Origin of the sequence: Tetragenococcus koreensis, from assembly GCF_003795145.1 — a bacterium.
GTDB classification, from domain to species: domain Bacteria; phylum Bacillota; class Bacilli; order Lactobacillales; family Enterococcaceae; genus Tetragenococcus; species Tetragenococcus koreensis.
The window spans coordinates 83,164-107,940 of record NZ_CP027786.1; the positions used below are offsets into that span (position 1 = coordinate 83,164).

The 24,777-nt window shown below is 37.3% G+C and carries 24 protein-coding genes; 20 read left to right on the forward strand and 4 right to left on the reverse strand.

Annotation, left to right across the window (positions count from 1 at the left end; genetic code table 11):
• The first annotated feature begins 13 nt into the window (after positions 1 to 13).
• The 11 genes from murD to ileS all read left to right on the forward strand — a co-directional run bounded on the left by murD (position 14) and on the right by ileS (position 12,556).
• Positions 14 to 1,393: a UDP-N-acetylmuramoyl-L-alanine--D-glutamate ligase gene (gene murD / locus C7K43_RS00435; protein WP_124005043.1), complete on the forward strand. Its 1,380-nt coding sequence runs from the start codon at positions 14 to 16 to the stop codon at positions 1,391 to 1,393.
• Positions 1,390 to 2,481 carry an undecaprenyldiphospho-muramoylpentapeptide beta-N-acetylglucosaminyltransferase gene (gene murG, locus C7K43_RS00440; protein WP_124005044.1) on the forward strand — a complete coding sequence of 364 codons (1,092 nt, stop codon included), beginning with the start codon at positions 1,390 to 1,392 and terminating at the stop codon, positions 2,479 to 2,481. Before murD ends, murG begins: the two co-directional genes overlap by 4 nt.
• A 48-nt stretch (positions 2,482 to 2,529) precedes the next feature.
• The gene (locus tag C7K43_RS00445; protein WP_186810675.1) at positions 2,530 to 3,516 is read left to right on the forward strand and encodes a cell division protein FtsQ/DivIB; all 987 of its coding nucleotides are present in this window, start codon (positions 2,530 to 2,532) and stop codon (positions 3,514 to 3,516) included.
• A gap of 168 nt (positions 3,517 to 3,684) precedes the next feature.
• Positions 3,685 to 5,016 carry a cell division protein FtsA gene (gene ftsA / locus C7K43_RS00450; protein WP_124005045.1) on the forward strand — a complete coding sequence of 444 codons (1,332 nt, stop codon included), beginning with the start codon at positions 3,685 to 3,687 and terminating at the stop codon, positions 5,014 to 5,016.
• Between the two features lie 23 nt (positions 5,017 to 5,039).
• Positions 5,040 to 6,269: a cell division protein FtsZ gene (gene ftsZ / locus C7K43_RS00455; RefSeq protein ID WP_124005046.1), complete on the forward strand. Its 1,230-nt coding sequence runs from the start codon at positions 5,040 to 5,042 to the stop codon at positions 6,267 to 6,269.
• A 14-nt stretch (positions 6,270 to 6,283) separates the two neighbouring features.
• On the forward strand, positions 6,284 to 6,958 hold the full coding sequence (locus C7K43_RS00460; RefSeq protein WP_124005047.1) for a YggS family pyridoxal phosphate-dependent enzyme: 675 nt from the start codon (positions 6,284 to 6,286) through the stop codon (positions 6,956 to 6,958).
• 14 nt (positions 6,959 to 6,972) lie between these two features.
• The gene (locus tag C7K43_RS00465) at positions 6,973 to 7,605 is read left to right on the forward strand and encodes a cell division protein SepF (RefSeq protein WP_124005048.1); all 633 of its coding nucleotides are present in this window, start codon (positions 6,973 to 6,975) and stop codon (positions 7,603 to 7,605) included.
• Between the two features lie 36 nt (positions 7,606 to 7,641).
• Positions 7,642 to 7,893 carry a YggT family protein gene (locus C7K43_RS00470; RefSeq protein ID WP_124007218.1) on the forward strand — a complete coding sequence of 84 codons (252 nt, stop codon included), beginning with the start codon at positions 7,642 to 7,644 and terminating at the stop codon, positions 7,891 to 7,893.
• A gap of 16 nt (positions 7,894 to 7,909) precedes the next feature.
• Complete coding sequence (locus C7K43_RS00475) at positions 7,910 to 8,692, forward strand: YlmH family RNA-binding protein (RefSeq protein ID WP_124005049.1); 783 nt, start codon at positions 7,910 to 7,912, stop codon at positions 8,690 to 8,692.
• 19 nt (positions 8,693 to 8,711) lie between these two features.
• On the forward strand, positions 8,712 to 9,458 hold the full coding sequence (locus tag C7K43_RS00480; RefSeq protein ID WP_124005050.1) for a DivIVA domain-containing protein: 747 nt from the start codon (positions 8,712 to 8,714) through the stop codon (positions 9,456 to 9,458).
• Between the two features lie 305 nt (positions 9,459 to 9,763).
• Positions 9,764 to 12,556 (forward strand): isoleucine--tRNA ligase, encoded by a 2,793-nt coding sequence (gene ileS / locus C7K43_RS00485; RefSeq protein WP_124005051.1) that lies wholly within the window; start codon positions 9,764 to 9,766, stop codon positions 12,554 to 12,556.
• Positions 12,557 to 12,637: 81 nt separating this feature from the next.
• Here ileS and zwf read toward each other — a convergent pair whose 3' ends face one another.
• From zwf to C7K43_RS00500, 3 genes are all read right to left on the reverse strand, one after another.
• Positions 12,638 to 14,158 carry a glucose-6-phosphate dehydrogenase gene (gene zwf, locus C7K43_RS00490; protein ID WP_124005052.1) on the reverse strand — a complete coding sequence of 507 codons (1,521 nt, stop codon included), beginning with the start codon at positions 14,156 to 14,158 and terminating at the stop codon, positions 12,638 to 12,640.
• Positions 14,159 to 14,197: 39 nt separating this feature from the next.
• Entirely contained in the window at positions 14,198 to 14,845 is a 648-nt protein-coding gene (gene efaR, locus C7K43_RS00495) for a transcriptional regulator EfaR (protein WP_124005053.1), read from the reverse strand.
• Between the two features lie 264 nt (positions 14,846 to 15,109).
• Positions 15,110 to 16,345: an aminopeptidase gene (locus tag C7K43_RS00500; protein ID WP_124005054.1), complete on the reverse strand. Its 1,236-nt coding sequence runs from the start codon at positions 16,343 to 16,345 to the stop codon at positions 15,110 to 15,112.
• Between the two features lie 199 nt (positions 16,346 to 16,544).
• Here C7K43_RS00500 and C7K43_RS00505 point away from each other — a divergent pair, with 199 nt between their 5' ends.
• Entirely contained in the window at positions 16,545 to 17,135 is a 591-nt protein-coding gene (locus C7K43_RS00505) for a TetR/AcrR family transcriptional regulator (protein WP_124005055.1), read from the forward strand.
• 46 nt (positions 17,136 to 17,181) lie between these two features.
• Here the strand turns inward: C7K43_RS00505 and C7K43_RS00510 are convergent, their stop codons facing one another.
• Positions 17,182 to 17,631 carry a flavodoxin gene (locus C7K43_RS00510; protein ID WP_124005056.1) on the reverse strand — a complete coding sequence of 150 codons (450 nt, stop codon included), beginning with the start codon at positions 17,629 to 17,631 and terminating at the stop codon, positions 17,182 to 17,184.
• 193 nt (positions 17,632 to 17,824) lie between these two features.
• On the opposite strand from C7K43_RS00510, the gene map reads away from it, so the two are divergent.
• From map to C7K43_RS00550, 8 genes are all read left to right on the forward strand, one after another.
• Positions 17,825 to 18,589, forward strand: a complete 765-nt coding sequence (gene map, locus C7K43_RS00515; protein ID WP_124005057.1) for a type I methionyl aminopeptidase — start codon at positions 17,825 to 17,827, stop codon at positions 18,587 to 18,589.
• Positions 18,590 to 18,605: 16 nt separating this feature from the next.
• Positions 18,606 to 19,466 (forward strand): YihY/virulence factor BrkB family protein, encoded by an 861-nt coding sequence (locus tag C7K43_RS00520; RefSeq protein ID WP_124005058.1) that lies wholly within the window; start codon positions 18,606 to 18,608, stop codon positions 19,464 to 19,466.
• Between the two features lie 50 nt (positions 19,467 to 19,516).
• The gene (locus C7K43_RS00525; RefSeq protein WP_124005059.1) at positions 19,517 to 20,653 is read left to right on the forward strand and encodes a glycosyltransferase family 4 protein; all 1,137 of its coding nucleotides are present in this window, start codon (positions 19,517 to 19,519) and stop codon (positions 20,651 to 20,653) included.
• Positions 20,654 to 20,764: 111 nt separating this feature from the next.
• Entirely contained in the window at positions 20,765 to 21,214 is a 450-nt protein-coding gene (locus C7K43_RS00530; protein WP_124005060.1) for a CopY/TcrY family copper transport repressor, read from the forward strand.
• Between the two features lie 3 nt (positions 21,215 to 21,217).
• On the forward strand, positions 21,218 to 21,427 hold the full coding sequence (gene copZ, locus C7K43_RS00535; protein ID WP_124005061.1) for a copper chaperone CopZ: 210 nt from the start codon (positions 21,218 to 21,220) through the stop codon (positions 21,425 to 21,427).
• A gap of 299 nt (positions 21,428 to 21,726) precedes the next feature.
• Positions 21,727 to 22,269 (forward strand): type II toxin-antitoxin system Phd/YefM family antitoxin, encoded by a 543-nt coding sequence (locus tag C7K43_RS00540; RefSeq protein ID WP_124005062.1) that lies wholly within the window; start codon positions 21,727 to 21,729, stop codon positions 22,267 to 22,269.
• 149 nt (positions 22,270 to 22,418) lie between these two features.
• On the forward strand, positions 22,419 to 23,594 hold the full coding sequence (locus C7K43_RS00545) for a pyridoxal phosphate-dependent aminotransferase (protein WP_124005063.1): 1,176 nt from the start codon (positions 22,419 to 22,421) through the stop codon (positions 23,592 to 23,594).
• Positions 23,595 to 23,829: 235 nt separating this feature from the next.
• Positions 23,830 to 24,726 (forward strand): phosphate ABC transporter substrate-binding protein PstS family protein, encoded by an 897-nt coding sequence (locus tag C7K43_RS00550; RefSeq protein ID WP_124005064.1) that lies wholly within the window; start codon positions 23,830 to 23,832, stop codon positions 24,724 to 24,726.
• Positions 24,727 to 24,777: the final 51 nt, after the last annotated feature.

The following is a 24,777-nucleotide window of genomic DNA, read 5'->3' on the forward strand; positions in this document are numbered from 1 at the left end:
GGAGATGAAAAATTTGAAAAAAATTACAACGTATCAAAATAAAAAAGTGCTTGTTTTAGGATTAGCAAAAAGCGGGGTTAGTGCGGCCAAATTATTACATGATTTGGGCGCACTTGTTACCGTTAATGACGGAAAGCCTTTTGAAGAAAATCCGCAAGCACAAGATTTACTCGCTTTAGGCATCAAAGTGATTTGTGGGAGCCATCCAATTGAATTATTGGATGAAGACTTCTCCATGATGGTAAAAAACCCAGGGATTCCTTATAGCCATCCATTAGTTCAAAAAGCGCAAGAAAAAGGACTTCCTATTATTACGGAAGTTGAACTGGCTTACCAAATATCAGAAGCTTTGATGATCGCTATTACTGGAACCAATGGTAAGACAACTACAACCACTATGATTGCAAATATTTTAAATGCTGGTATGACCGACCATAAAGCTTATTTGTCGGGAAATATTGGTTATCCTGCAAGCACAGTGGCAAAAAAAGCAGAAAAAGATGATTGTCTAGTAATGGAAGTATCGAGTTTTCAATTAATGGGCGTTAAGCAATTTCATCCAAAAGTCGCGGTATTAACCAATCTATATGAAGCCCATCTTGACTATCACGGTAGTTGGGAAGCTTACGTTGCCGCAAAATGGCAAGTTCAACAAAATATGACAACAGACGATTTCTTAATCTTAAATTGGAATCAAAAAGAAATTCAAGAACTAGCTCAAAACACTCAAGCAACGGTTGTTCCGTTTTCTACCCGAGAAGTGGTCGACGGCGCTTATTTATATCAAGGAACGCTTTATTATAAAGACGCAGCAATCTTAGCTGCGGATGAACTTGGTGTACCAGGAGCGCATAATATTGAAAATGCTCTTGCAGCGATTGCAGCCGCAGCGCTTTGGGGCATTGATTATCAAGTAATTGCTAATGCATTACGTACTTTTTCTGGTGTTAAACACCGTACACAATATGTCGGTAAAATAGATGAGGTAGCTTTTTATAATGATTCAAAAGCTACAAATATTTTAGCAACACAAAAAGCCTTAGAAGGCTTTGATCCACATAAGTTAATTTTATTATGTGGCGGGTTAGATCGAGGAAATGACTTTGACGCATTAATTCCTTCATTAAAAGGCGTGAAAGCAGTTGTTTTATTTGGACAAACGAAACATAAGCTAGAAGATGCCGCTAGAAAAGCTGGAATACCTGAGATCAGTTTTGCTGAAAATGCCGAGGAAGCTGCGGCGCTTGCCTTTGAACTAAGTCAAAAGGGAGATACGATTTTGTTGTCGCCAGCTAATGCAAGTTGGGATCAATATCGTAACTTTGAAGTTCGCGGAGATCGCTATATAGCAGCGGTTGAGCAATTAAGTGAAAAGAAAGGGAGCAGTCAATGAGAGTATTAGTCACAGGCGGCGGCACTGGCGGTCATATCTATCCTGCATTAGCTTTTATAAACTATGTTAAAACAGTTGATCCTAATTCATCATTTTTATATGTGGGTGCCAAGCGAGGAATGGAAAATAAAATTTTACCGCAAACTGACATCCCTTTTTTAACATTGGAAATTCAAGGGTTCAAACGTAAACTAACTTTTGAAAACGTCAAAACGGTTCAGTTATTTTTAAAAAGTGTTCGCCAAGCTAAAAAAATAATAAAAGATTTTCAACCGGACGTAGTAATCGGCACTGGCGGGTATGTTTCAGGAGCTGTCGTTTATGCGGCAGCAAAATTAAACATTCCTACGATTGTCCATGAACAAAATAGTGTACCCGGCATTACAAATAAATTTTTAGCTCGCTATGTTGATAAAATTGGCATCGCCTTTGCCGATGCCGCACAATATTTTCCTGAGAATAAAACGATTTTAGTGGGAAACCCGCGAGCCCAAGAAGTGGTAGGGATTAAACCATCGGATTTATTACGTGAATTTGATTTAGCTCCTGAAAAAAAGACTGTTTTAATTTTCGGTGGAAGTCAAGGTGCATTAAAAATTAACCAGGCGGTAGTTGCAGCTATTCCCGAATTTGCTAAAAAGGGATATCAGGTGCTATATGCTTCTGGGGAACGTTATTATGAAGAAATCAATGAAAATATGGGGATGAACAAAGACGCGTTTGTGAATATCAGCATCCAACCCTATATAAAAAACATGAATGAAGTAATGGTTAACTGTGATTTATTGGTGGGACGCGCGGGTGCGACTTCAATCGCAGAATTTACCGGTTTAGGTTTGCCTGCTGTATTAATACCTAGTCCTTATGTGACAAATGATCATCAGACAAAAAATGCACAGAGTTTAGTTAAAGAAGGCGCAGCTAAAATGATCAATGATAACGAATTGACAGCAGAGAACTTAGTTGCTACTGTAGATGAAATTATGGGCGATGATGCGCTTTTGCAACAAATGGCAGAGCAATCGAAAAAGCAAGGAATTCCTGATGCATCGGAGCGTTTATATCAATTTATTCAAACGATCATTTAACTCCAATAAAATTTAGCAAAGGAGGCGAACAACATCAGTAAAAAAGAAATGTCCGACCCAAATTCCTCAAAAAAAAAGAAATCAACCAATGAAGAAGAGCTAACTCCTTGGCAAAAAGAGCATCTTCGTTATCTAAGAGAACGTCAAGATAACGAAGAAAAAGCAAGCGACGATAAAGCAGAAAAAAGCTTGGAAAGTTCTGAAACCAAACAAGCAGAGAATTTTTCAGAAGAAAAGATTGAAGAACCACCAAAAAAAGAACGCATTTCTTTTGCTGATCGTCTTCCTAAATTAAAAAGTTACCGAAATAAACAATTACATAAGCGATTACTTACGATCATTATGATTTTTGCCATTCCGCTACTTTTTGTTCTCTATTATATTTCGCCTTTAAATAGCTTAGCTGAAGTAGATGTGTCTGGCAATCAAAATATCGCTTCACAAAAAATTGTTGCTTCTTCTGGTTTGCAAGTCAACCAAAATTTGTGGCGACAATATTTTGATCGCGATCAATTTACTAGAAGGCTAACCAAGGAATTTCCTAGAATAAAAAATGCTAAGATTAAATTTTCTGCCCTGAACCAATTTAGGATTGATGTGACAGAACACAAGGAAGTTTCCTTGTTGGCCAAAGACGGTAAATATTTTCCTGTTTTAGAAAATGGTGAAGTTGTTCAGGAGCCTCAAGAAGAGGCAGATAAAGATAAAATCATTTTAGAAGATTTTACTAACCAAAACCAAATTCTGACGACCATTGAAAATTATCGCAAATTACCCCAAGAGATACAAAGTGGCGTTTCTCAAATTAATTATACGCCGTCAGACAATAACGACGAACTGCTAACTATTTTTATGAATGATGGAAACCGGGTAATTATCAATGTTTCTAATATGGATCAACAAATGCAATATTACCCTCAAGTGGCAAAAGAGATGGATGACAAAGGTATAATTGATATGGAAGTTGGTATTTTTGTTCGTCCTTATGACGAAAATAATACTGATGATGAAGAGGATCAGGAAGATTCTGAGTGAAAATATAATTTTTCCTATAAATATCTGAATATTTTTCATTAACTTCTTTCTCAAAACGCCTTAATTATGGTAAAATTAGTGACAGTGAATATAAAGAGACTTTATAAAAATAAATACGAACGTTATTTGTTCGCGATATAGGTAAAAAAGTAGGAGGGAATCCCATCCATGGCAAAAACTGGAATGTATGTTGGCCTAGATATCGGTACAACGTCAGTTAAAGTTGTTGTAGCTGAATATATAGAAGGCCAAATGAACATTATTGGCGTAGGAAATGCAAAATCAGAAGGGATCAACCGTGGCATTGTGATCGATATTGATAAAACGGTCCAAGCTATTCAACGAGCAGTTACTCAAGCAGAAGAAAAAGCAGGAATTCAAATCCGAAATGTTTGTGTCGGGTTGCCGGCGAATCTGTTAGAGGTTGAAAATTGTCAAGGTATGATCGCTGTTAACAATGAATCAAAAGAAATCACAGATGAAGATGTTCGTAATGTAGCATCAGCGGCTCTTGTTCGTTCTATCCCTCCTGAAAGACAAATAATTACGATCCTGCCGCAAGACTTTACTGTTGATGGCTTTGAAGGGATCAAAGATCCAAGAGGAATGATTGGCGTACGACTAGAGATGAATGGTGTGGTCTTTACCGGACCTAAAACAATTATCCATAATGTCCGCAAATGTGTCGAAGAAGCTGGATTATTTATAAGCGAAATGATTATTACACCACTAGCTTTAACCAGTTCCATCCTATCAGATGGCGAGCAAGATTTTGGCACTACGGTAATTGACATTGGTGGTGGACAAACCACAGCTGCTGTAATGCATGACAAACAATTAAAATTTACTTATGTGAATCAAGAGGGTGGAGAATTTGTAACAAAAGATATCTCTACCGTACTGAATACATCGTTTAATAATGCAGAAGCATTAAAAATTAATTACGGCGATGCCTACCCTGAAAGAACATCTACTAGCGAAGAATTTCCAGTAGATGTCATTGGTCAATCGGATCCGGTAAAAGTTGATGAACGTTATTTATCTGAAATTATCGAAGCACGTATTGAACAAATTTTTATCAAAGCAAAAGAAGCTCTTGATGAGATTGAGGCACTGGAATTACCAGGAGGAATTGTGTTATCTGGTGGGGCTGCGAGCCTTCCAGGAGTGGTCGATCTTGCTCAAGAGATATTTGGTGTTAATGTAAAACTGCATGTGCCAAATCATATGGGACTTAGAAACCCAGTCTTTACAAATGTGATTAGTATTCTGGAATATGCTGCTGACCTTGGTGATGTTTACCAATTAACTAAAAGTGCTGTGACTGGTGAAACAGTGCAAGTTGAGCAAAATTCTCAAGCTTATACAAGAGAACCAGTTTACGAACAACAACTGCCATATGAACCGGAAGAACCAGCTTATCAAGAACCAGATGATTCAGAACCAAAAGAAGGTTTTGGCGATAAAGTCAAAAACTTTTTCTCGAACATTTTTGAATAACAAGCGCGAAAGGGAGATAAAATATGGAATTTTCAATTGATAATAACGTCAACGAGGGAGCAGTAATCAAAGTGATCGGCGTTGGCGGCGGAGGCGGCAATGCGGTAAATCGAATGATTGAAGAAAACGTCAAGGGCGTTGAATTCATTGCTGTCAACACAGATGTACAAGCTTTAAAAAATTCAAAAGCAGAAACGGTCATTCAATTAGGACCAAAATTCACTCAAGGTTTAGGAGCTGGATCACAGCCTGAAGTTGGAGAAAAGTCTGCTGAGGAAAGCGAAGACCAAATTCGCGAAGCATTAGGCGGAGCTGACATGATTTTCATTACTGCTGGCATGGGCGGTGGTACAGGTACCGGTGCTGCTCCTGTTGTAGCAGGTATTGCAAAAGAGCTAGATGCATTGACTGTCGGCGTTGTGACACGTCCATTTACTTTTGAAGGGCCAAAACGCGGACATTTTGCTGCAGAAGGTATTGCAAAACTAAAGGAAAATGTTGATACTTTATTAATTATTTCAAATAATCGCTTATTAGAAGTAGTTGACAAGAAGACGCCAATGCTTGAAGCTTTTCGTGAAGCAGACAATGTTTTACGACAAGGTGTCCAAGGGATTTCTGATTTAATTACTGCACCAGGTTATGTCAATTTAGACTTTGCCGACGTGAAAACAGTAATGAAGAATCAAGGTACAGCATTAATGGGAATTGGTATTGCCAGCGGAGAAGAACGTGTGGTTGAAGCAACAAAGAAAGCTATCTCTTCTCCATTATTAGAAACTTCAATTGATGGTGCTGAACAAGTGCTTCTTAATATCACAGGTGGCTTAGATATGACTTTATTTGAAGCACAAGATGCTTCAGATATTGTTGCGGGTGCTTCGACTGGTGATGTGAATATCATTTTAGGTACTTCTATTAGCGAAGACCTGGAAGATGAAATTCGCGTGACAGTAATTGCAACCGGCATTGACCCTACAAAAAGTGAAAAAAAGCCCGGACGCGCTTCTAGACAAAGTCAAACAAGCGCGAAAAGACCTGTCTTTGACATGGATCAAGCACAACCTTCACAAAAAGAAGAGAACGATTTTTCTGATTGGGACATTCGTAAAGAAGAAAATGTCCGTCCTAAAGTTGATGATACACAATTTGAAGAAATCGAAAAAAAAGACTTTGATACCTTCAAACGAGAAACACCAAAATCAGATGATGACGAGTTAGATACACCACCATTTTTCCGTCGCAAAAGATAAGGGGGAAAGAGCACATGATTTCTGATAACTTGCGGGAGGTTCAGCAAGAGATGCAGGATTCCTGTGCTCTTGTTTCGCGCTCTAGTGAAGAAATTACCTTGATTGGCGTAACAAAGACGGTAGGGATTAATCAAACGATTGAATTAGCTAATCAAGGGGTGAACCACTTAGCAGAAAACCGAGTGGATCAATTTTTATCCAAGAAAGAAAAAATGAGTGATTTTACTGATATTGCGTGGCATTTCATTGGTAATTTGCAACGTAGAAAGGTAAAATCAGTCATAAATGAAATTGATTTTTTTCATGCTTTGGATAGTTTAAAGTTGGGAAATGAAATTCAAAAAAGAGCGGATAAAACCATCCGCTGTTTTGTAGAAGTGAATGTAAGTGGCGAAGATTCCAAACAAGGAATTGCTAGTGAAGAGTTAGAAACATTTATTGAACAATTAGCGCTTTTTGATAAAATAAAAGTCGTAGGTTTGATGACGATGGCTCCACTAGGTTCAACTAAAGAACAGCAACATGAAATTTTTGCCCGGCTTAAACACTTGCAAGAAACGATTCAGGAAAAAAAGTGGGGATTTGCTCCTTGTACTCAGACAAGTATGGGAATGAGTAACGACTTTCCAGTTGCTATACAAGAAGGAGCAACTTTTATAAGAGTGGGTACAGCTTTATTTAAGGAATAGAAGGAGGGCGTGACATGTCATTTATGGAAAAAGTTTCAACCTTTTTTGGTTTAGAAGATGAAGAATACATGGATAACTATCAAGCAGGACAAAACAAAACAGCGGCATCCCAGCAAAATAATACTGCGACGGTTAACAAACAAGTACCTAAACAACAAAACAGATCACAGTCGCAAGCTTCCAATACCAAGTCAGCTGTTCGAAAACCAATTAGAGAAAAAGCACAACCAACAAAACAACCAACACAAAGCTCACGTTCTGCAGAAAAAGCCAGACCGAATGAGCAAAGAGCAAAACAACCAGCACCTAGTCGACCAGAAAATAACGTGGTCGCAATGAAATCAAATCAGCCTAAACAAACACAAAAAAGCCAATCAGGTAAAATTATGATTATTGAGCCTAGGGCTTATTCAGAGGCCATGACAATCGCTAAACATGTTATTGGCGGTGAGTCGGTACTTGTTAATTTTCGCTTAATTGAAGAACATCAAGCACGACGTATTGTTGATTTTCTGACAGGAACAGTGTACGCTGAGGATGGCGATATCAAACGGGTAGCAGATGAGATATTTTTATGCACACCCAAAGAAGTAGAAATTGACGGGACGGCCCAATCATTAGTTGAAAGCAACTTGTTTGATTTATAGCCCGGAGGAGGAAACATCATCTTACTTTATCGATTAATTAGTCTAGTCAATGATATCGTATATTTGTATACAATTTTACTTATAATATATGCACTTTTATCTTGGTTTCCAGGCGGGTATGACTCTGCTATTGGTCGCTTTCTGCGTAAGATATGTGAACCGTATTTAAGTTTATTCGATCATTTAAACTTATCGCTTGGACCAGTGAATTTTAATATAGCTTTTGCTATTATTGTCCTTCAACTTGCTGTACAAGCATTGTCTCGTATCGTAATAGCGATCTTTTAGCGGGAGGTAAAAAGCGATGGATGCCAATATATATCAGCATTTTAGAAGCGATGAACGCCCGTTTATTGATATGGTGCAAGACTGGATTGAGCAGGTAAATATGCAATATGCCCCGGTGTTAACTGAATTCTTAGACCCTAGACAAGCGTTTATTTTAGAAACACTTGTCAGGCAGGAAACGGAATTGAGTTTTCGTTTTTTCGGTGGTTATGAAGCAGCAGAAAGAAGACGCTGCTTAATTTTTCCTGATTATTATGAGCCTACACAAGAGGATTTTGAAATTGAACTATTTAATGTTCATTATCCCAAGAAATTTACTGTTTTGAGCCATGGGAAAATATTAGGAAGTTTGATTGGTACAGGTATCAAACGAGAATTTCTCGGCGATATCATATCGGATGGTGAAAATTGGCAAGTTTTTGTTGCAAAAGAAATTAGCCATTATATTCAATTACAAGTAACAAAGATAGGCAACGTCAAAGTACGGTTGGAAGAACAATCATACGTTGACATTTTGACACCAAAAGATGGGTGGACAGAAGAAAATACGACTGTAAGCTCATTACGTTTAGATAATGTTATCGCATCGATATTCAATATCTCCAGACAACGTGCCAAGCAGTTAATTGAAACAGGAAAAGTGAAAGTAAACTGGACGCCAACGCAAAGACCAGATTTTGTATTGGATTTATTAGATATTGTTTCTATACGAGGTTTTGGTCGTTTGCAGATTCAAGGTTTAGAAGGTACTACTAAAAAAGGAAAAGCCCGATTGAATTTAGGCGTTTTACGTAAATAAAACAAAGAGGTGTATGAGAATGGCAATAACTCCATTAGACATTCAGAACAAAAATTTTCAAACAAAAATGAGAGGCTACGAAAAAGATGAAGTTGACGACTTTTTGGACATTGTTGTAAGAGATTACGAAGAAATTGTGCAAAGAAATCGTGAACTAGAAAAATCGTTAAAACATTCAGAAGAGAAATTAGAATATTTCAATGAATTAAAGGATGCTTTGAATCAATCAATCGTAGTCGCTCAAGATACAGCTGATAAAGTGAAAAATAGTGCGAACAAAGAATCTGAAGTTCTTGTTACGTCAGCTCAAAATAAAGCAGATGAATTGATAGCTAACGCAGAAAAACAAGCCCATCAGTTAACCACTGCTGCGCAAGATCACGCAAAAGAAATTTTGAGTGACGCGACTCAAAAAGCGCGTGAACTGACAACTGAAACCAATGATTTGAAAAAGAAAACAAGAGTATTTCATAATAATTTATCTTTGATGCTTGAAACTCAGTTAGAACAAGTAAAAAGCCCTGAATGGGATGAAATTTTAGCGCCATTTTCAAGTTATGTACAAGATAGTCACGAAGTTTTCCGTGAAATATTGTCAGAAGAGCTTGACAATGAAAATGATTCTGAAGTAAACTCAGAACAAGCAGATGCTCAGCAAATGTCTTCAGATGAACAAGAGGATGATGTATCAGTGGTTGAAGCAAGTCATCGTGTGGTTCCTGTCTCTACAGAAGACCATGAAGATACAGAAGAATATAGTCGATAATGAGTAGAATAGAAAAACAGTTTGTATTTTTTAAAGCGAGTCGGTGCTAGTGAAAGTCCGACAAACCCTGCATTCCGTTAGATCCTCTACTAGTCTTATTCTTGAATTAAGTAAAGAATAACGGTTGATCTCGTTACTGATTCTAGAGGAAAATAGCAATATTTTTAAATCTTGGGTGGTAACACGACACGTTCGTCCCTTATGGGCGGACGTTTTTTTGTTGGAAATTTTTCTTTAATTTGTAGGTTCCAACAAGAATTAAACTTATTAGAGTTCAAAAATATATTTACAAGGAGATTGGTACGATGAAAATGAAAGATACTCTTCACTTAGGTAAAACAAAGTTTCCTATGCGTGGGAACTTACCTAATCGCGAAGGAGATTGGCAAAAAGAATGGGAAGAAAAGGATATTTACGGTAAAAGACAAAAAATAAATGAAGGTAAACCATCCTTTGTTTTGCACGATGGCCCGCCATTTGCTAATGGTAATATTCATATTGGCCATTCATTAAATAAGATCAGTAAAGATATTATTATGCGAGCAAAATCTATGTCGGGCTTTCGAGCGCCTTATGTACCTGGTTGGGATACACATGGGCTACCCATTGAACAGATTTTGACCAATAAAGGAATTAAAAGAAAAGAAATGACAACGGCGGAGTACCGACAAAAGTGTTATGAATATGCGTTAACGCAGGTTGATAAACAAAGAGAAGACTTCAAAAGATTAGGAGTGCAAGGGGATTGGGAAGATCCTTACCTAACTTTAGCTCCTAGTTATGAAGCAGCAGAAATCCGAGTTTTTGGTAAAATGGCTGAAAATGGGTATATTTATAAAGGAATGAAGCCAATTTACTGGTCTCCTTCAAGTGAATCCTCTTTAGCAGAAGCAGAAATTGAATATAAAGACTTAAAATCGCCATCGATTTATGTTACTTTTCAAGTAGTAGACGGTAAAGGTCTTTTAGATGAAGAGACGTCTTTTCTTATTTGGACGACTACTCCATGGACAATCCCGGCGAACTTAGCTATTGCAGTTCATCCTGATTTTGACTATGTTCAAGTACAAGCGGATGGAAATAAATATGTTATCGCTAAAGATCTATTAGAAGAAGTACAAGAAACTTTAGCATGGCAAGATGTAGAAATATTGCAAGAATTTAAAGGTACACAGTTGGAAAATATGACGGCACAGCATCCGTTTTATGATCGTACATCCTTACTGATTCTGGGAGATCATGTAACGTTAGACGCTGGTACAGGACTAGTTCATACAGCTCCTGGCCATGGGGAAGATGACTATTATGTAGCAAAAAATTATGATTTGCCGGTACTTTCACCTATTGATGATCGTGGTGTATTTACCGCAGAAGCGCCTGGTTTTGAAGGTGTTTTCTACGATAAAGCCAATGCTATGATAACGGACTTGCTAAAAGAAAAAGGTGCGTTACTAAAACTTGATTTCTTTGTTCATAGCTATCCTCATGATTGGCGTACTAAAAAACCAGTTATTTTTAGAGCAACTCCACAATGGTTTGCTTCGATTGATCAATTCCGTCAAAACATTTTGGATGAAATTGAAAAAGTGGATTGGATTGTTCCATGGGGCAAGTCGCGTTTATATAATATGATACGTGACCGTGGAGATTGGGTTATTTCAAGACAACGTGCTTGGGGTGTACCTCTGCCAATTTTTTATGCAGAAGATGGACAAGCAATTGTTACCCCAGAAACGATTGAACATGTAGCTCAATTATTTGAAGAATTTGGCTCCAATGTTTGGTTTGAACGAGATGCCAAAGATTTATTACCAGATGGTTTTACGCATCCAGGTTCACCTAATGGGGAATTTAGTAAAGAAACAGATATTATGGATGTCTGGTTTGATTCAGGTTCTTCTCACGAAGCAGTCTTGCGTCAACGTCCGGAATTAACATTTCCAGCTGACATGTACCTAGAAGGCTCTGATCAATACCGTGGTTGGTTTAACTCCAGCATTACTACCAGCGTTGCTATTAATGGGGTTGCTCCTTACAAATCAGTATTATCGCAAGGGTTTACCTTAGATGGTGAAGGGCGTAAGATGAGTAAATCTTTAGGAAACACGATTGTTCCAGATAAAGTCATCAAACAAATGGGAGCAGACATTTTACGCTTGTGGGTTGCTAGTGTGGATTATGAGTCTGATGTTAGAGTTTCAATGGATATCTTAAAACAAGTATCAGAAGTCTATCGAAAAATCAGAAATACGGTACGATTTTTACTAGCTAACACGAGCGATTTTGATCCGGAAACAAACGAGGTCGATTTTGTTGATTTACGTTCGGTAGATAAATATCTATTGATTCGTTTAAATGAAGTAATCAAAGAAGTACGAGACAATGGTTATGATAAGTATGACTTCTTGCATGTTTATCGTACGATTTTGAACTTTATCACGGTTGACTTATCTTCGTTTTATCTAGATTTTGCCAAAGATGTGGTCTATCTTGAAGAAGAAGACAGTTACGAACGTCGCTGCATGCAAACGGTGTTTTACCAAGCGACAGTTGCAATTGCTAAATTGTTAACGCCTATTATTCCACATACTGCTGAAGAAATTTGGTCTTTTGTAAAAGAAGAGGCAGAATATGTACAATTAACTGATTTTCCGGCTTATCAGGTTTATCCTAACCAAGATGAATTATTGGATATTTGGACAGCATTTATGAATTTCCGTGATAATGTATTGAAAGCTCTAGAGGTTGCTAGAAATGAAAAATTGATTGGCAAATCAATGGAAGCTAAAGTAACCATTTATCCAAGCGAACAAGTACAAGCAATGCTAACGGCTGTAGACGCCAATATTGCTCAATTGCTGATTATCTCGCCTGATTTCTTTGAAATCAAAGACTCAAATGAAACAGTTCCAGAAGATGCTATGGCATTTGATGATGTAGCAATCCTGGTTGAAAAAGCTGATGGGGACGTCTGCGAACGTTGCCGTCAAGTAAGGACTACTGTAGGTCAAAACGATCACTTCCCAACCATGTGTGCTCATTGTGCTGCAATTGTGGAAGATGAACACCCAGAAGCAGTACAAGAAGGCTTTGAATAGAAAAGTGTGATGAAATTAAAAAATTTCCGAATGAGTTAGCCATACTAGCTCATTCGGAAATTTTTATTTTGGTTTTATATTTTATTTTAGTAACCCGCGTTGACGATACCATTCGTCGGGTTCCCAAATCCAATGGCGATCCTCTTTTTCGAGTAACTGATAGGCTTCTTTAGGGCCCATAGTACCCGCTGAATAGCCCGGGGGCGTTTTTTGGTCTTTATCCCATGTTTCGCGAATGCGGTCAACAATTCGCCAAGATTGAGCAACTTCATCCCAGTGAGTGAAGTTGGTACCATCGCCATTTAAAACATCAAGCAAAAGTTTTTCATAAGCTTCTGGTGTGTTTTCAATAAGATCTGCGCTGTTACGATGTTCTAATTTAATCGGATCTGTTTGGAATCCTTGACCAATTTCTTTGCCATTTATAGTTAACGAAAAGCCTTCGGTAGGTTGGATATAAATCGTTAAAACATTTGGTTCCAATCTTTTTTGTTCGTAAGGGCCGGTAACAGAATTTTTAAAAACATTGACTGGGACTTGTTTAAAGACGACATTGATTCGTGTTCCTTTTTCTGTTAGATGTTTTCCTGTTCGGATGTAAAAAGGAACTCCTGACCAACGAAAGTTATCAATCAAAAACTTCCCGGCAACAAAAGTTTCAGTTAATGAATTTTCATCGACGTTTTCTTCATCACGATAGCCTTTGAAGCTATGATTGTCAATTTCGCCTTCTACATATTGACCGCGGACAAAATTATTTCGTACTTCTTCTTCACTATACATCCGGATCGATTCCAGTGCTTTAATTTTTTCTGTTCGGATTTCTTTTTCAGAAAAGGCAACAGGCGGTTCCATTGCAAGTAGTGATAACATTTGTAAAATATGGTTTTGGACCATATCCTTTAAGGCACCGCTTTGATCATAATACCCGCCACGTTCTTCAACGCCCACTTCTTCGGCCAGGCTAATTTGGATGTTATCGATATATCGGTTATTCCAAATGGATTCAAAGATCAAGTTGGCAAAACGAATAGCTGAAATATTTTGGATCATTTCTTTGCCTAAATAGTGGTCAATCCGGTAAATTTCTTCTTCAGAAAAGACCTGATTGATTTCATCATTTAATTGAGTAGCAGATTGGTAATCGTTACCGAAGGGTTTTTCAATGATCACACGATGATAGCCCTTAGTATCAAGCATTCCTTGAGATTTTAGGCGAGAAACGATGGTGCCAAAAAAGTTAGGTGACATTGCTAAGTAAAAAATACGGTTTCCTTGGATATCATATTTTTCATCCAAACGGTCACTCAAATTATTTAATACGTCGTAATGGTCTGTGTCTTTGACATTATGCGATTGATAATAAAAGTGTGATGCAAAATCTTGTGCTTCTTTATCAGAAGGTTGAAAGCTGGCAATCGATTCTTTAACGACTTCGTGATAGGTCTCATCGCTCCATGGTCGGCGTGCTGTTCCGATAACAGCAAAATTATCACTTAAGTTTCCCTTTTGATATAGACGGAAAAGAGAAGGGTATAATTTACGTTTTGCTAAGTCACCTGTTCCGCCGAATATAGTAATTAACACATTTTTTGTATCCATTTTTTCACTCCTTTTAAATAAAAGCTAACCAGAATACCATCAAAGTTTATCAACAAATATCGTATTTGCTGCTTTATAACTAACTTGCACTGTTTTATCCTGAGTTTTGATGGTAATGGGACCTTCATAAGCAGCAATGTCTTTAATTATGTATTCTTCATTGATACTTACGTTAATCTCAACTAAGTAATCTAATAGTTCACGTTCGTCAAGTACTCGAGCAATCCGTACCTTTGTTCCTACTGGATAATCACTAAGTTTTTCTCTTTTTTTCTCGTGGATTAACTGGCTTTCTTTAGGAATCATTCCACCATGCGGACAATATTTTGGATGTTCTAAATATTCATCTAAACGATTAGCAAGTGTTTCAGAAGTGACATGTTCTAACACTTCGGCATCGTCATGAACTTCATTCCAAGTATATTTTAAATGCTCAACTAAAAAAACTTCCCAGAGACGGTGTCGTCGCACAAGTGAACTAGCTTTTTCTAGCCCTTTTTTGGTTAGTTGGGCTCCTTGATAAGGTGTATGTTCAACCAAGTTTTCTTTTACCAACTTGGTAATCATCTCACTGACAGAAGCAGCTGATACAACAAGGCCAGAAACGATTTGTTTATTGTTGATTTTTGCTTGATCGCCTCCAAGTTCTAAAATCAATTTGAGGTAATCTTCGCGGTTTGGGGTCATTATTTTTCATCCCTTCTATATGAAATTGATTTTAACAAATATTTGTTCTTTTTACTATGAAAAATACTTGTACTGTTTGAAAAAAGAGAAACTGAGAAAAAAGCTGGGACAAAAGTCTCCAACAATGTTAATTTCACGAACAATTAGCAAACTACTCCTGCGGTTACTCGTCGCAAAAGGCAAGGAACCAAAGCATGGATAAGGTAATTTTTTCGTGAATCATTGCTGGAAAGTAACTTATGTCCCAGACTCAGATACGTATGATTAAGCCCAGTCGCCATTACGGAAAACTGGGACGACTGTGCCATCTTTTTTAATACCATCAATCGACATTTGATCAGAACCTACCATAAAATCAACATGGGTTTGGCTTAAGTTTAGGCCATGGTCTTTAAGTTCTTGATCACTCATTGTGGTACCGTCTTGCAAATTAAAAGCGTACGCTGAACCCAATGCTAAGTGGTTGGAGGCATTCTCATCAAATAAGGTATTGAAAAAAATAATTCCTGATTGAGAAATAGGCGATGGATCAGGTACTAAGGCGACTTCACCTAGGTGTTTTGCTCCTTCATCAGTGGCCAGTAATTCTTCTAAAACGTCTTGACCTTTTTCAGCGGAAAAATCTACAACTTTTCCGTTTTCAAAGGTAAATTTCATACCTGAGATAATAGAACCTGCGTAACTCAGTGGTTTCGTACTCGAAATAAAGCCATCTACTCGACGACTATCAGGCGCAGTGAATACTTCTTCAGTTGGCATATTAGCAATGAATTTTTCACCTCTTGCATTAAAACTACCCGCACCTTCCCATAAATGGTTTTTTGGAAGACCGATAGTTAAGTCCGTGCCGGGAGCTTCATAATGAAGAGCATCAAATTGTTGGTCGTTTAGTTCATCTGCTTTTTCTTCTAAAGCTTCATCGTGTTGCTTCCAAGCAGCGATAGGATCTTTACGATCAACCCGTGCCGTTTTAAATATTTCTTCCCATAGGGCTTTTACTGCTTGTTCTGCTGAAAGTTCAGGAAAGACTTTTTGAGCCCAACTTTCTCCCGCAGCAGCAACTACAGTCCAGCTAACTTGGTTAGATTGAGTGGCTTTACGTAAGTTAATTAATGCTTTGCCCGCAGCTTTCTGATAAGCGGCTACACGTTTACTGTCAACACCAGCTAATGAACCAGGATCAGAAGAGACAACTGAAATACGGCTTGCACCTTTTTTTACCCATTCATTTGCTTGATCGATTTTATACTGGGGAAAATTTTCAATTCGGTCGATTGACGCATGGGTTAAAAATTCTTTTTGGATCGTCTCATCTGACCACTCAACAATTACCTCAGCAGCTTTAAGCTCGTAAGCTTTTTTGGTAATTAGTCGAGCTAAAGGCGCTTGTTCAACACTAATTTGTAAGACGACCGTGTGTGATTGTTGGACATTGATCCCAACTTCTACAATTAATTGTGCATACTTATCTAAATTTTCTTTAAATTTTGCTAAATCCATCTTTCTTTCCTCCTTTACAATACTTTAGTATAATAACATTAAGATGTTATAGAAACAACTTAGCTCCCTTTGTTGACAGGAGTTAAGTAAACGCTTTTTATAAAGCGAGGTAACATGTCATTTTGAATTACTTGAAAAAAATGGTAGAATGGACAAAATGATAAATAACAGTACCTGTCATTTAAGGAGGCAGAAGCGAATGGCAAGAAAGAAAACGATCACTAGAGATCAAATTTTAGAAGCAGCCTATGAAGTTGTTGCAAAAGAAGGTTTCTCCAGATTTACTGCTCGTAACATTGCCGCAAAAATGAAATGCTCCACACAGCCGATTTATTTAGAGTTTAAGAATATGGATGACTTAAAGCAAGCACTGCTTAAAGAAATTTTTGACTATCTTGCTGCTGAAGTCCTTCCAAAAGAACATTCCGGGGATAAGTTAGTCGATTTAGGTTTTAATTATATTGAATTCGCAACCAAAGAAAAGAAGTTGTATAAGGCCTTATATTTAGAAGAAAATTTAGGGGATAAATCCATTCAGAAATTTTCTTTTGATTACTTTGTTAAATTGGTCCAACAAGATCCAGAGTATAAGGACTTACCAGAAGATAAGCTTTCTTCCTTATATACAGGATTTTGGATTATAGTGACAGGCCTTGCAGCCTTAACTTCTGCTAATATCATGAAGCCAACGGATAAAGAGATTAACGTCTTACTAACAGAAACAATCAAAAATTTGACGAACAATGATGACAAGTTAAACCAAACATTTTCTGGTTTTAAATTCCATTAAAAAAAAGCAAGGACATTCGTTTTGATGAGTGCTCTTGCTTTTTTTATTAAGCTGATTGCTGTGCTGCGACTAATTGGGAGGCAAACGATCCTAGCTGTTGGATATCTTCTTTTTCGGCAGCTAGATCAACTTTTATTTTTTCAGCTCCTTTTGTTGCACCAGCAACTAAGAAGGCTTCTTCAAACTTGTCGACCGCAGTGGCGTAGTGTTCATAAAAGGTGTCACCAGAGCCACATACACCAAATACTTTGCCGCTTAAGTCCAATTCTTGTAAATCTTCATAAAGATCAAGCATTTCATCGGGAATCGTTCCTTCATCATAAGTATAAGCTGCTATCACACAAATGTCTGCGTTACTAAATTCGGCGGCATCAACTTGTGTGCATTCATCGATTTCTACTTCAATATTTAAATTTTCTAAAGCTTCACAAATAATATCAGCAATTTCTTCTGTGTTCCCTGTTAAACTACCGTAAATAATCTTTGCTAAAGTCATGAGTTCCTCCTTATTTTGACAATGAAAAAACGATAGGTTTATTTTTCACGTATTTTTATCGTTGATTGTTTTATTATTATAGCAAAATAACTACTTAAGTGAAATATCTCCTAGACTTTTCACCTTTGAAATTTGGAAAAAAAGGGCTTCGTGTGGTAAAATAGACAGGATTTCAATAAAGGAGATAAACAGTATGATTACATTAAAGTCAAAAAGAGAGATCGACAGTATGGACGATTCTGGTGCCTTACTAGCCGATGTACATAAACAACTTCGAACCTTCATTAAACCGGGAGTAACTAGCTGGGATATTGAAGAATTTGCGCGTGATTACATTGAAAGTCATGGAGGAATTGCGGCTCAAATTGGGTTTGAAGGCTATGAATATGCTACCTGTACAAGTATCAATAATGAGATCTGTCACGGATTTCCGCGGAAAAAACCATTAAAAAATGGGGATTTAATCAAAGTGGATATGTGTGTAGATTTAAAAGGAGCTATTTCTGATTCTTGTTGGTCTTATGCAGTTGGACAACCTTCTGCTGAATTACAACGTTTAATGGAAGTAACCAAAAAGTCTTTATATCTGGGTATTGAACAAGCCAAAGTGGGAAATAGGATTGGTGATATTGGCCATGCAATTCAAACCTATGCTGAAGGAGAAGGTTACAGCGTTGTGCGCGATTTTATTGGTCACGGTATTGGACCTACCATTCACGAAGAACCTGCTGTTCCTCATTATGGCATTAAAGGTAAGGGACTTCGCTTGAAAGAAGGAATGGTCATTACCATTGAACCGATGATTAACACAGGAACTTGGAAAATGAAGATGGATCCTAATGGCTGGACCGCCTATACACAAGATGGCGGTTTAAGCTGCCAATATGAACATAGCTTAGCAATTACAAAAGAAGGCCCTCGTATTTTAACTTCGCAAGGCGAAGAAGGGACATACTAATTAAAAGGAGAAGGCGATGAGTAAAAAAGAAGTAGGCAACAACCAGAAAAACTTTAAGAGATTTTTTAATATTTTAAAAGAAAGGGTCAAAATATCAGAGTTTACTACATATTCTATTGTAGTGGCTTATTATTTGTTACTATCCCTTTTCCCATTATTGATTACTGTAGGGAATATTCTGCCTTTCTTAAGTATTGATCCCAATTCAATATTGCCTTACATCCAAGAAATTATGCCTAGTACGATTTATCAATTTTTAGGACCAGCAATTGAAGATTTGCTTACTCAAAGCTCGGGTGGGTTGTTGTCTATTTCAGCAATTACGACCATTTGGTCTGCAAGTAAAAGTATCAACGCTTTACAAAAAGCGATGAATAAAAGCCTAGGTGTCGAACAACGTGCCGGTGTAGTTGCTAGAATTTTATCGGTGCTTGTCTTGATTCTCTTTTTATTTGCAATGGTTGCCCTCTCTCTTATCATTGGTGCAGGACAAGTACTTCTGGATGCTATACAACCGATTTTCCAAATTCCAGAGTCATTTGTGAATATATTCCAAACGGTAAAATGGCCACTTACATTTGTTGCCTTGTTCGTACTAATGGCAATTATTTATTGGATGATACCTAATGCTAAAATGAAGATACGTTCAATTCTTCCAGGCTCCGTTTTTGCAACGGTTGGTTGGTTGTTGCTATCGCAGGTATTTGGCTTATATGCAAGATATTTTGCGACTACGGTAAGTGGTTATCAGATTATTGGAAGCTTTGTTGTTTTGATGTTATGGTTAAACTTTGCTGCAATGATTATCATTTTAGGGAGCGTGTTGAATGCTTCGATGGAAGAGTTTTATAATGGCGAATTAAAAGGGAATAGTTGATAAGTGGGCTTTTGAATTTAAAAAATGATGAATGAAAGCGAGAAAGACAGATGGGATTTACATTTCAATTTATATTAAAATTGATTGCGACAATGTTCTTATCAATTATTTTAACGCCATTAGTTAAGTTATTGTCTTTTAAAATCGGCGCAGTTGATCGCCCCGGGGAACGCCGCATCAATGATAAAACGATGCCTACAGCAGGCGGATTAAGTATTTTTATTTCATTTACAGCGGCTATTTTATGGGAGTTCAATGACATGTTGGGTGCCCAGCGTGTCTGGCCGATGCTGCTTTCTGCTGTAATTATTATTTTAACAGGGCTGGCCGATGATATTTTTGAACTGACTCCAGGGCAAAAAACATTGGGGATTCTTGCTGCTTCGTTAGTTATTTATTTTATCGGTGATATTGCGATCGATACTATTTCAATTCCTTTTATTGGCTCCTTCCAACTTGAGTGGTTAAGCCTTCCAATGACACTTATTTGGATATTAGCAATTACTAATGCGGTGAACTTAATCGATGGATTAGATGGTTTAGCTTGTGGTGTTTCAGTGATTGCTTTGGTAACGATTGGTTTAATTAGTTACTTCTTTTTACCAATCAATGGAGTTCCACTTGCGATTATGATTTTTTCATTAGTGGCCGCAATTGCCGGTTTTTTTCCTTATAATTTTCACCCGGCAACAATTTATTTAGGCGATACGGGGGCGTTATTTCTAGGATTTATGATTTCTGTTTTTTCTTTGCAAGGATTGAAAAATGCGACATTTATTTCGGTTTTAACGCCGATGTTTATCTTAGGCGTACCCATTACCGATACTATTTACGCAATGTTACGTCGTTATTTCAATAAAACACCCATCTCTTCAGCTGATAAAATGCATTTGCATCATCGATTGCTTTCTCTAGGGTTTACTCATCGGGGAGCGGTTCTTACGATTTATGCGTTAGCGATGGTGTTTTCTTTAATTGCTTTATTAATGAACTACGCTAGTACATGGGCGATTACTTTACTTGTTATTAGTACGCTGTTTGGCTTAGAATTGTTTATTGAGTTAATTGGCCTAGTAGGCGAAAATCGCCAACCATTAATGAAAACACTGAAATTTGTAGGAAATCGCAGGCATCGTCAAGAAGTACTAAATAAAACAAAACACAAAAATAAACATGAGAAAAAATAAAAATTGGGAGCTATTTATTGGCTTCCAATTTTTGTGTCAGAAATGGAAATATTTTCTTTGACAAACTTTGACTACAGTTGTAAACTTATTGTGTAAGAGAGGAGTAAACTTATGAACACATTGGTAGAACCGATTAAGATTAGCGATTCCGAATGGGAAGTTATGCGTGTCGTTTGGACCAAAGGAAGAACTGATGCCAAAACTATTAATGATTTGTTAAGCAGTTCTAAAGGATGGAAGTTAGCTACAACAAAAACATTACTTGGTAGACTTGTTAAAAAAAATATTTTACATACTGAACAAAATGGTAAGAAGTTTGTCTACTCAGCAAAAGTGACAGAAGAACAAACGGTTCGTAGTGCAACAGAAAATATTTTTTCACATATATGTGCCAAAAAAGTAGGTAGTACAATTGCTGATCTAGTTGAAGAAGCCGAATTGACACAAGAAGATATCGACAATATTCAAGCAGTTCTATGGGAAAAAGCTCCTGTATCAGAGATAGCTTGTAATTGTATTCCGGGTCAGTGTATTTGTAAAGAACATGGAACGGAGGAATAACTAATGAAACAAAAGTTTTCGATTGAAGGAATGAGCTGTGATCACTGTGTAATGCGCGTGGAAAATGCGATCAATGAATTACCAGGGATACAAAAGGTAAAAATCCATTTAAAAAGAAGTAACGGCGTTGTTAAATTTGATGATACACAAGTCAATAGCAATCAAATTGCTAAAAAAATTAACGACACGGGGTATGAAGCTAAAGTAGTTTAAAATGAAACTAACCATCTAAAAAAGCAGGAAACTATGCCTGCTTTTTTTATTAAGTAAAAAGCTTTCATTACGATTAATTGGATCGTTGATGGATCTCCTATTATTTGCTTAACCCCTTAACTGACATCGTGCTGAATTGAAAGTACTATGACTAGTAGAACGTCTTTTCTCGTTAGCCGTTTGGATATTTAATAACGACCGTCTGTTTTTTAAATGTTTTCTTTTTTTACTGTTTGAAACTGTGAAGCAGTCAAATTCTTATGATATAATGAAAATGATGAGAAAAGGAGGGCAGTGCGATGGAACTAAAAAAGCTTGAGGTTCCGACAACTTCCATTACAGAAGTGAAACGCTCACCGATGGAAGTATTTGAACAGGCAAAACAAGAAGGTACTGCTGTATATGTATTTAATCGGGAAAAAGTAGCAGGTGTAATGTTGACGCAGAACCAGTATGAGACGCTATTAAAAGAGCTAGATGAACTTCGCGAGAAGCCATCTGCTACCGCAAGCGTACAAAAAGTGGAAGAAGAAAGTTTTGTTGACGCTGGTTTGGAAGAATTATATCAAAAACTGCAAAAAAGCTTGATGACAGAATCCAGTATTTCAGCAAAAGTCTTGGATGAAAAAATGGTGTCACACGGCTTTATTACTAGAAAAACTGGTTTTGGTGGTGTAACTGATATGATTGATGAATTAAAGAGGACAGAAAAAATTGGGTACCAATTAAGACAAAAACCAGAAGGCAAAAATGTTATTGCTGAGATTGTGGGCAAGCAGGATAAAACGGAGCACTTATTAGATCATGTAGTGATAGAAAAAATATATTTAAAAGCTGTTTAAAAGTGGGGCAAACAATTTGTTTAGCCTCTTTTCTTTTGAAAAAATAAAGAAAAGATTGAGAAATTTTTTAATTTTTCAGATTTTTTAGCTGAATTGTGATAGGATAACAACAACTAGAATTTCAAGTTTACGTTAAAGGAATGATAAAAATGGCAGATGTCACACAAAGATTTAATCCTCACCTAAATCAAATTGCTGTTTCAATGATTCGTCAGTTTGATGAACGCGTCTCAAGTATCCCTAACATTTTAAAATTAACGTTAGGAGAACCGGATTTTAATACGCCTGAGCATGTTAAACAGGCAGGAGTTACCGCAATTGAACAAGACCATAGTCACTATACAGGAATGACTGGTTTGCCTGAACTTAGAAAAGCAGCTGCTGATTTTGTTCAAAAAAAATATCAACTTTCGTATGATTTTCAATCGGAAATATTAGTTACAGTGGGTGTAACAGAAGGAATTGCAGCAAGTCTATTAAGTGTATTAGAAGCAGGTGATAAAGTGCTTTTACCTTCACCGACTTTTCCTGGATATGAACCGATTATTACACTAGCAGGAGCTCAGCCGATTTATATTGATACTAGTGCAAATGACTTTGTACTTTCTGCAGAAACATTAAGAGAGTCTTTACAAAAACACGGGGATCGAGTGAAAGCAGTTGTTTTAAATTATCCAAGTAATCCAACCGGCGTGACTTATTCAAGAGAAGAAGTTAAAGCAATTGCCGAAGTGTTGAAGGATTATCCGGTATTTGTAATTAGTGACGAAGTATATAGCGAACTGACTTATGAAGAACAACATGTATCTATCGCTGAATATTTACGTGAACAAACGATATTGCTTAATGGTTTATCCAAATCACATGCGATGACGGGCTGGCGTTTAGGGTTGATTTTTGCCCCCCAAGAGTTAACAAAAGAAATCATGAAAACTCATCAATACTTGGTAACTTCTGCAGCGACTTCTGTGCAGATGGCAGCTGTTGAAGCACTAACGAAAGGGATAGATGATTCCCTTGTTATGAAAGAAGAATATCGCAAGCGTCGTGACTTTGTTTATCATGAACTACACAACTTAGGTTATGACGTTGCTAGACCTACGGGTGCTTTTTATATTTTTGCTAAGATTCCGGAAGACTGTATTCAGGATTCAATGGCTTTTTGTGTTGATCTTGCTGAAAAAGAAAGTTTAGCGATCATTCCTGGCGCTGCCTTTGGCCCAGGTGGAGAAGGATATGTTCGCATCAGTTATGCTGCGAGCATGGAAAACTTAGAAGAAGCAATGGAACGTTTGAAACGTTATACGAAAAATAATCGTTCTTAATGGATTAGCTTTGAGAAAAACGAAAGACCGTGAGAATCCTAGTTTAAAAGGAATCTTACGGTCTTTTCATATTTAAATGAAGGAACAGGTTAACGTAAACTTTACATTGATTGATGAAAGCTTTACATAAAATTTATCTATGTTTTACACTCGATTGTTAAACTTAAAGTGTCATAAAGAAAGGCATGACATTCTAATCACAATTGCTTTTATAGATGAAAGGAGCACACAATCAATGAAAAAGTTAACAGCTATGTTTGCATTAACAGGAATTTTATTAGCTGGCTGTGCTGGAGGAAATTCTGGAAATACTGAGGGTTCTAAACAAGCAGGAGGCACTTCTCAAGGTCAAACGGAAATTGTTGCCGTTGGTTCCACGGCCCTACAGCCTTTAGTTGATGCAGCGCAAGAATCATTTGTACAGGAAAATCCTGGATACAATATTTCGGTACAAGGTGGCGGTAGCGGAACGGGGTTGAGTCAAGTAGACAACGGTGCCGTAACCATTGGGAATTCGGATGTATTTGCTGAGGAAGAAGAAGGCGTTGATGCAGAAAAATTAGTTGATCATAAAGTAGCCGTGGTAGGTATGGCACCTGTAGTAAATAAAGATGCAGGGGTTGATGAATTGTCCAAACAAGAATTGATTGATATTTTTACAGGGAAAATAAAAAACTGGAGTGAAGTTGGCGGTAATGATCAAGAAATTTCAGTGGTCAATCGTGCTTCAGGGAGCGGTACCAGAGCTACCTTTGAAAAATGGGCACTGGATGGCGCTGAAACTATTCAATCACAAGAGCAAGATTCTTCGGGAACTGTGAAAAAAATTGTTTCAGAGACGCCAGGTTCAATTAGTTATTTGGCATTGTCTTATCTTGATGATTCCTTACAAGAATTAGCAATAGATGGCGTAGAGCCTTCAGAAGACGCAATTGAAACCAATGATTGGGAAATCTGGTCTTATGAACATATGTATACTCAAGGGGAACCTGAGCAAGAAGTTAAAGAATTCTTAGATTACATGGTTTCAGAGGATGTTCAAAAAGGGCCGGTATCAGAGTTAGGCTATCTGCCAATTACTGATATGAAAGTAGAAAGAGATGCAAATGGCGAAGTCACAGATGCAGAATAAGTCCTAACTCGGTTTTCGAATTGGAAATATACAGCTAGTAGAAAACATTAA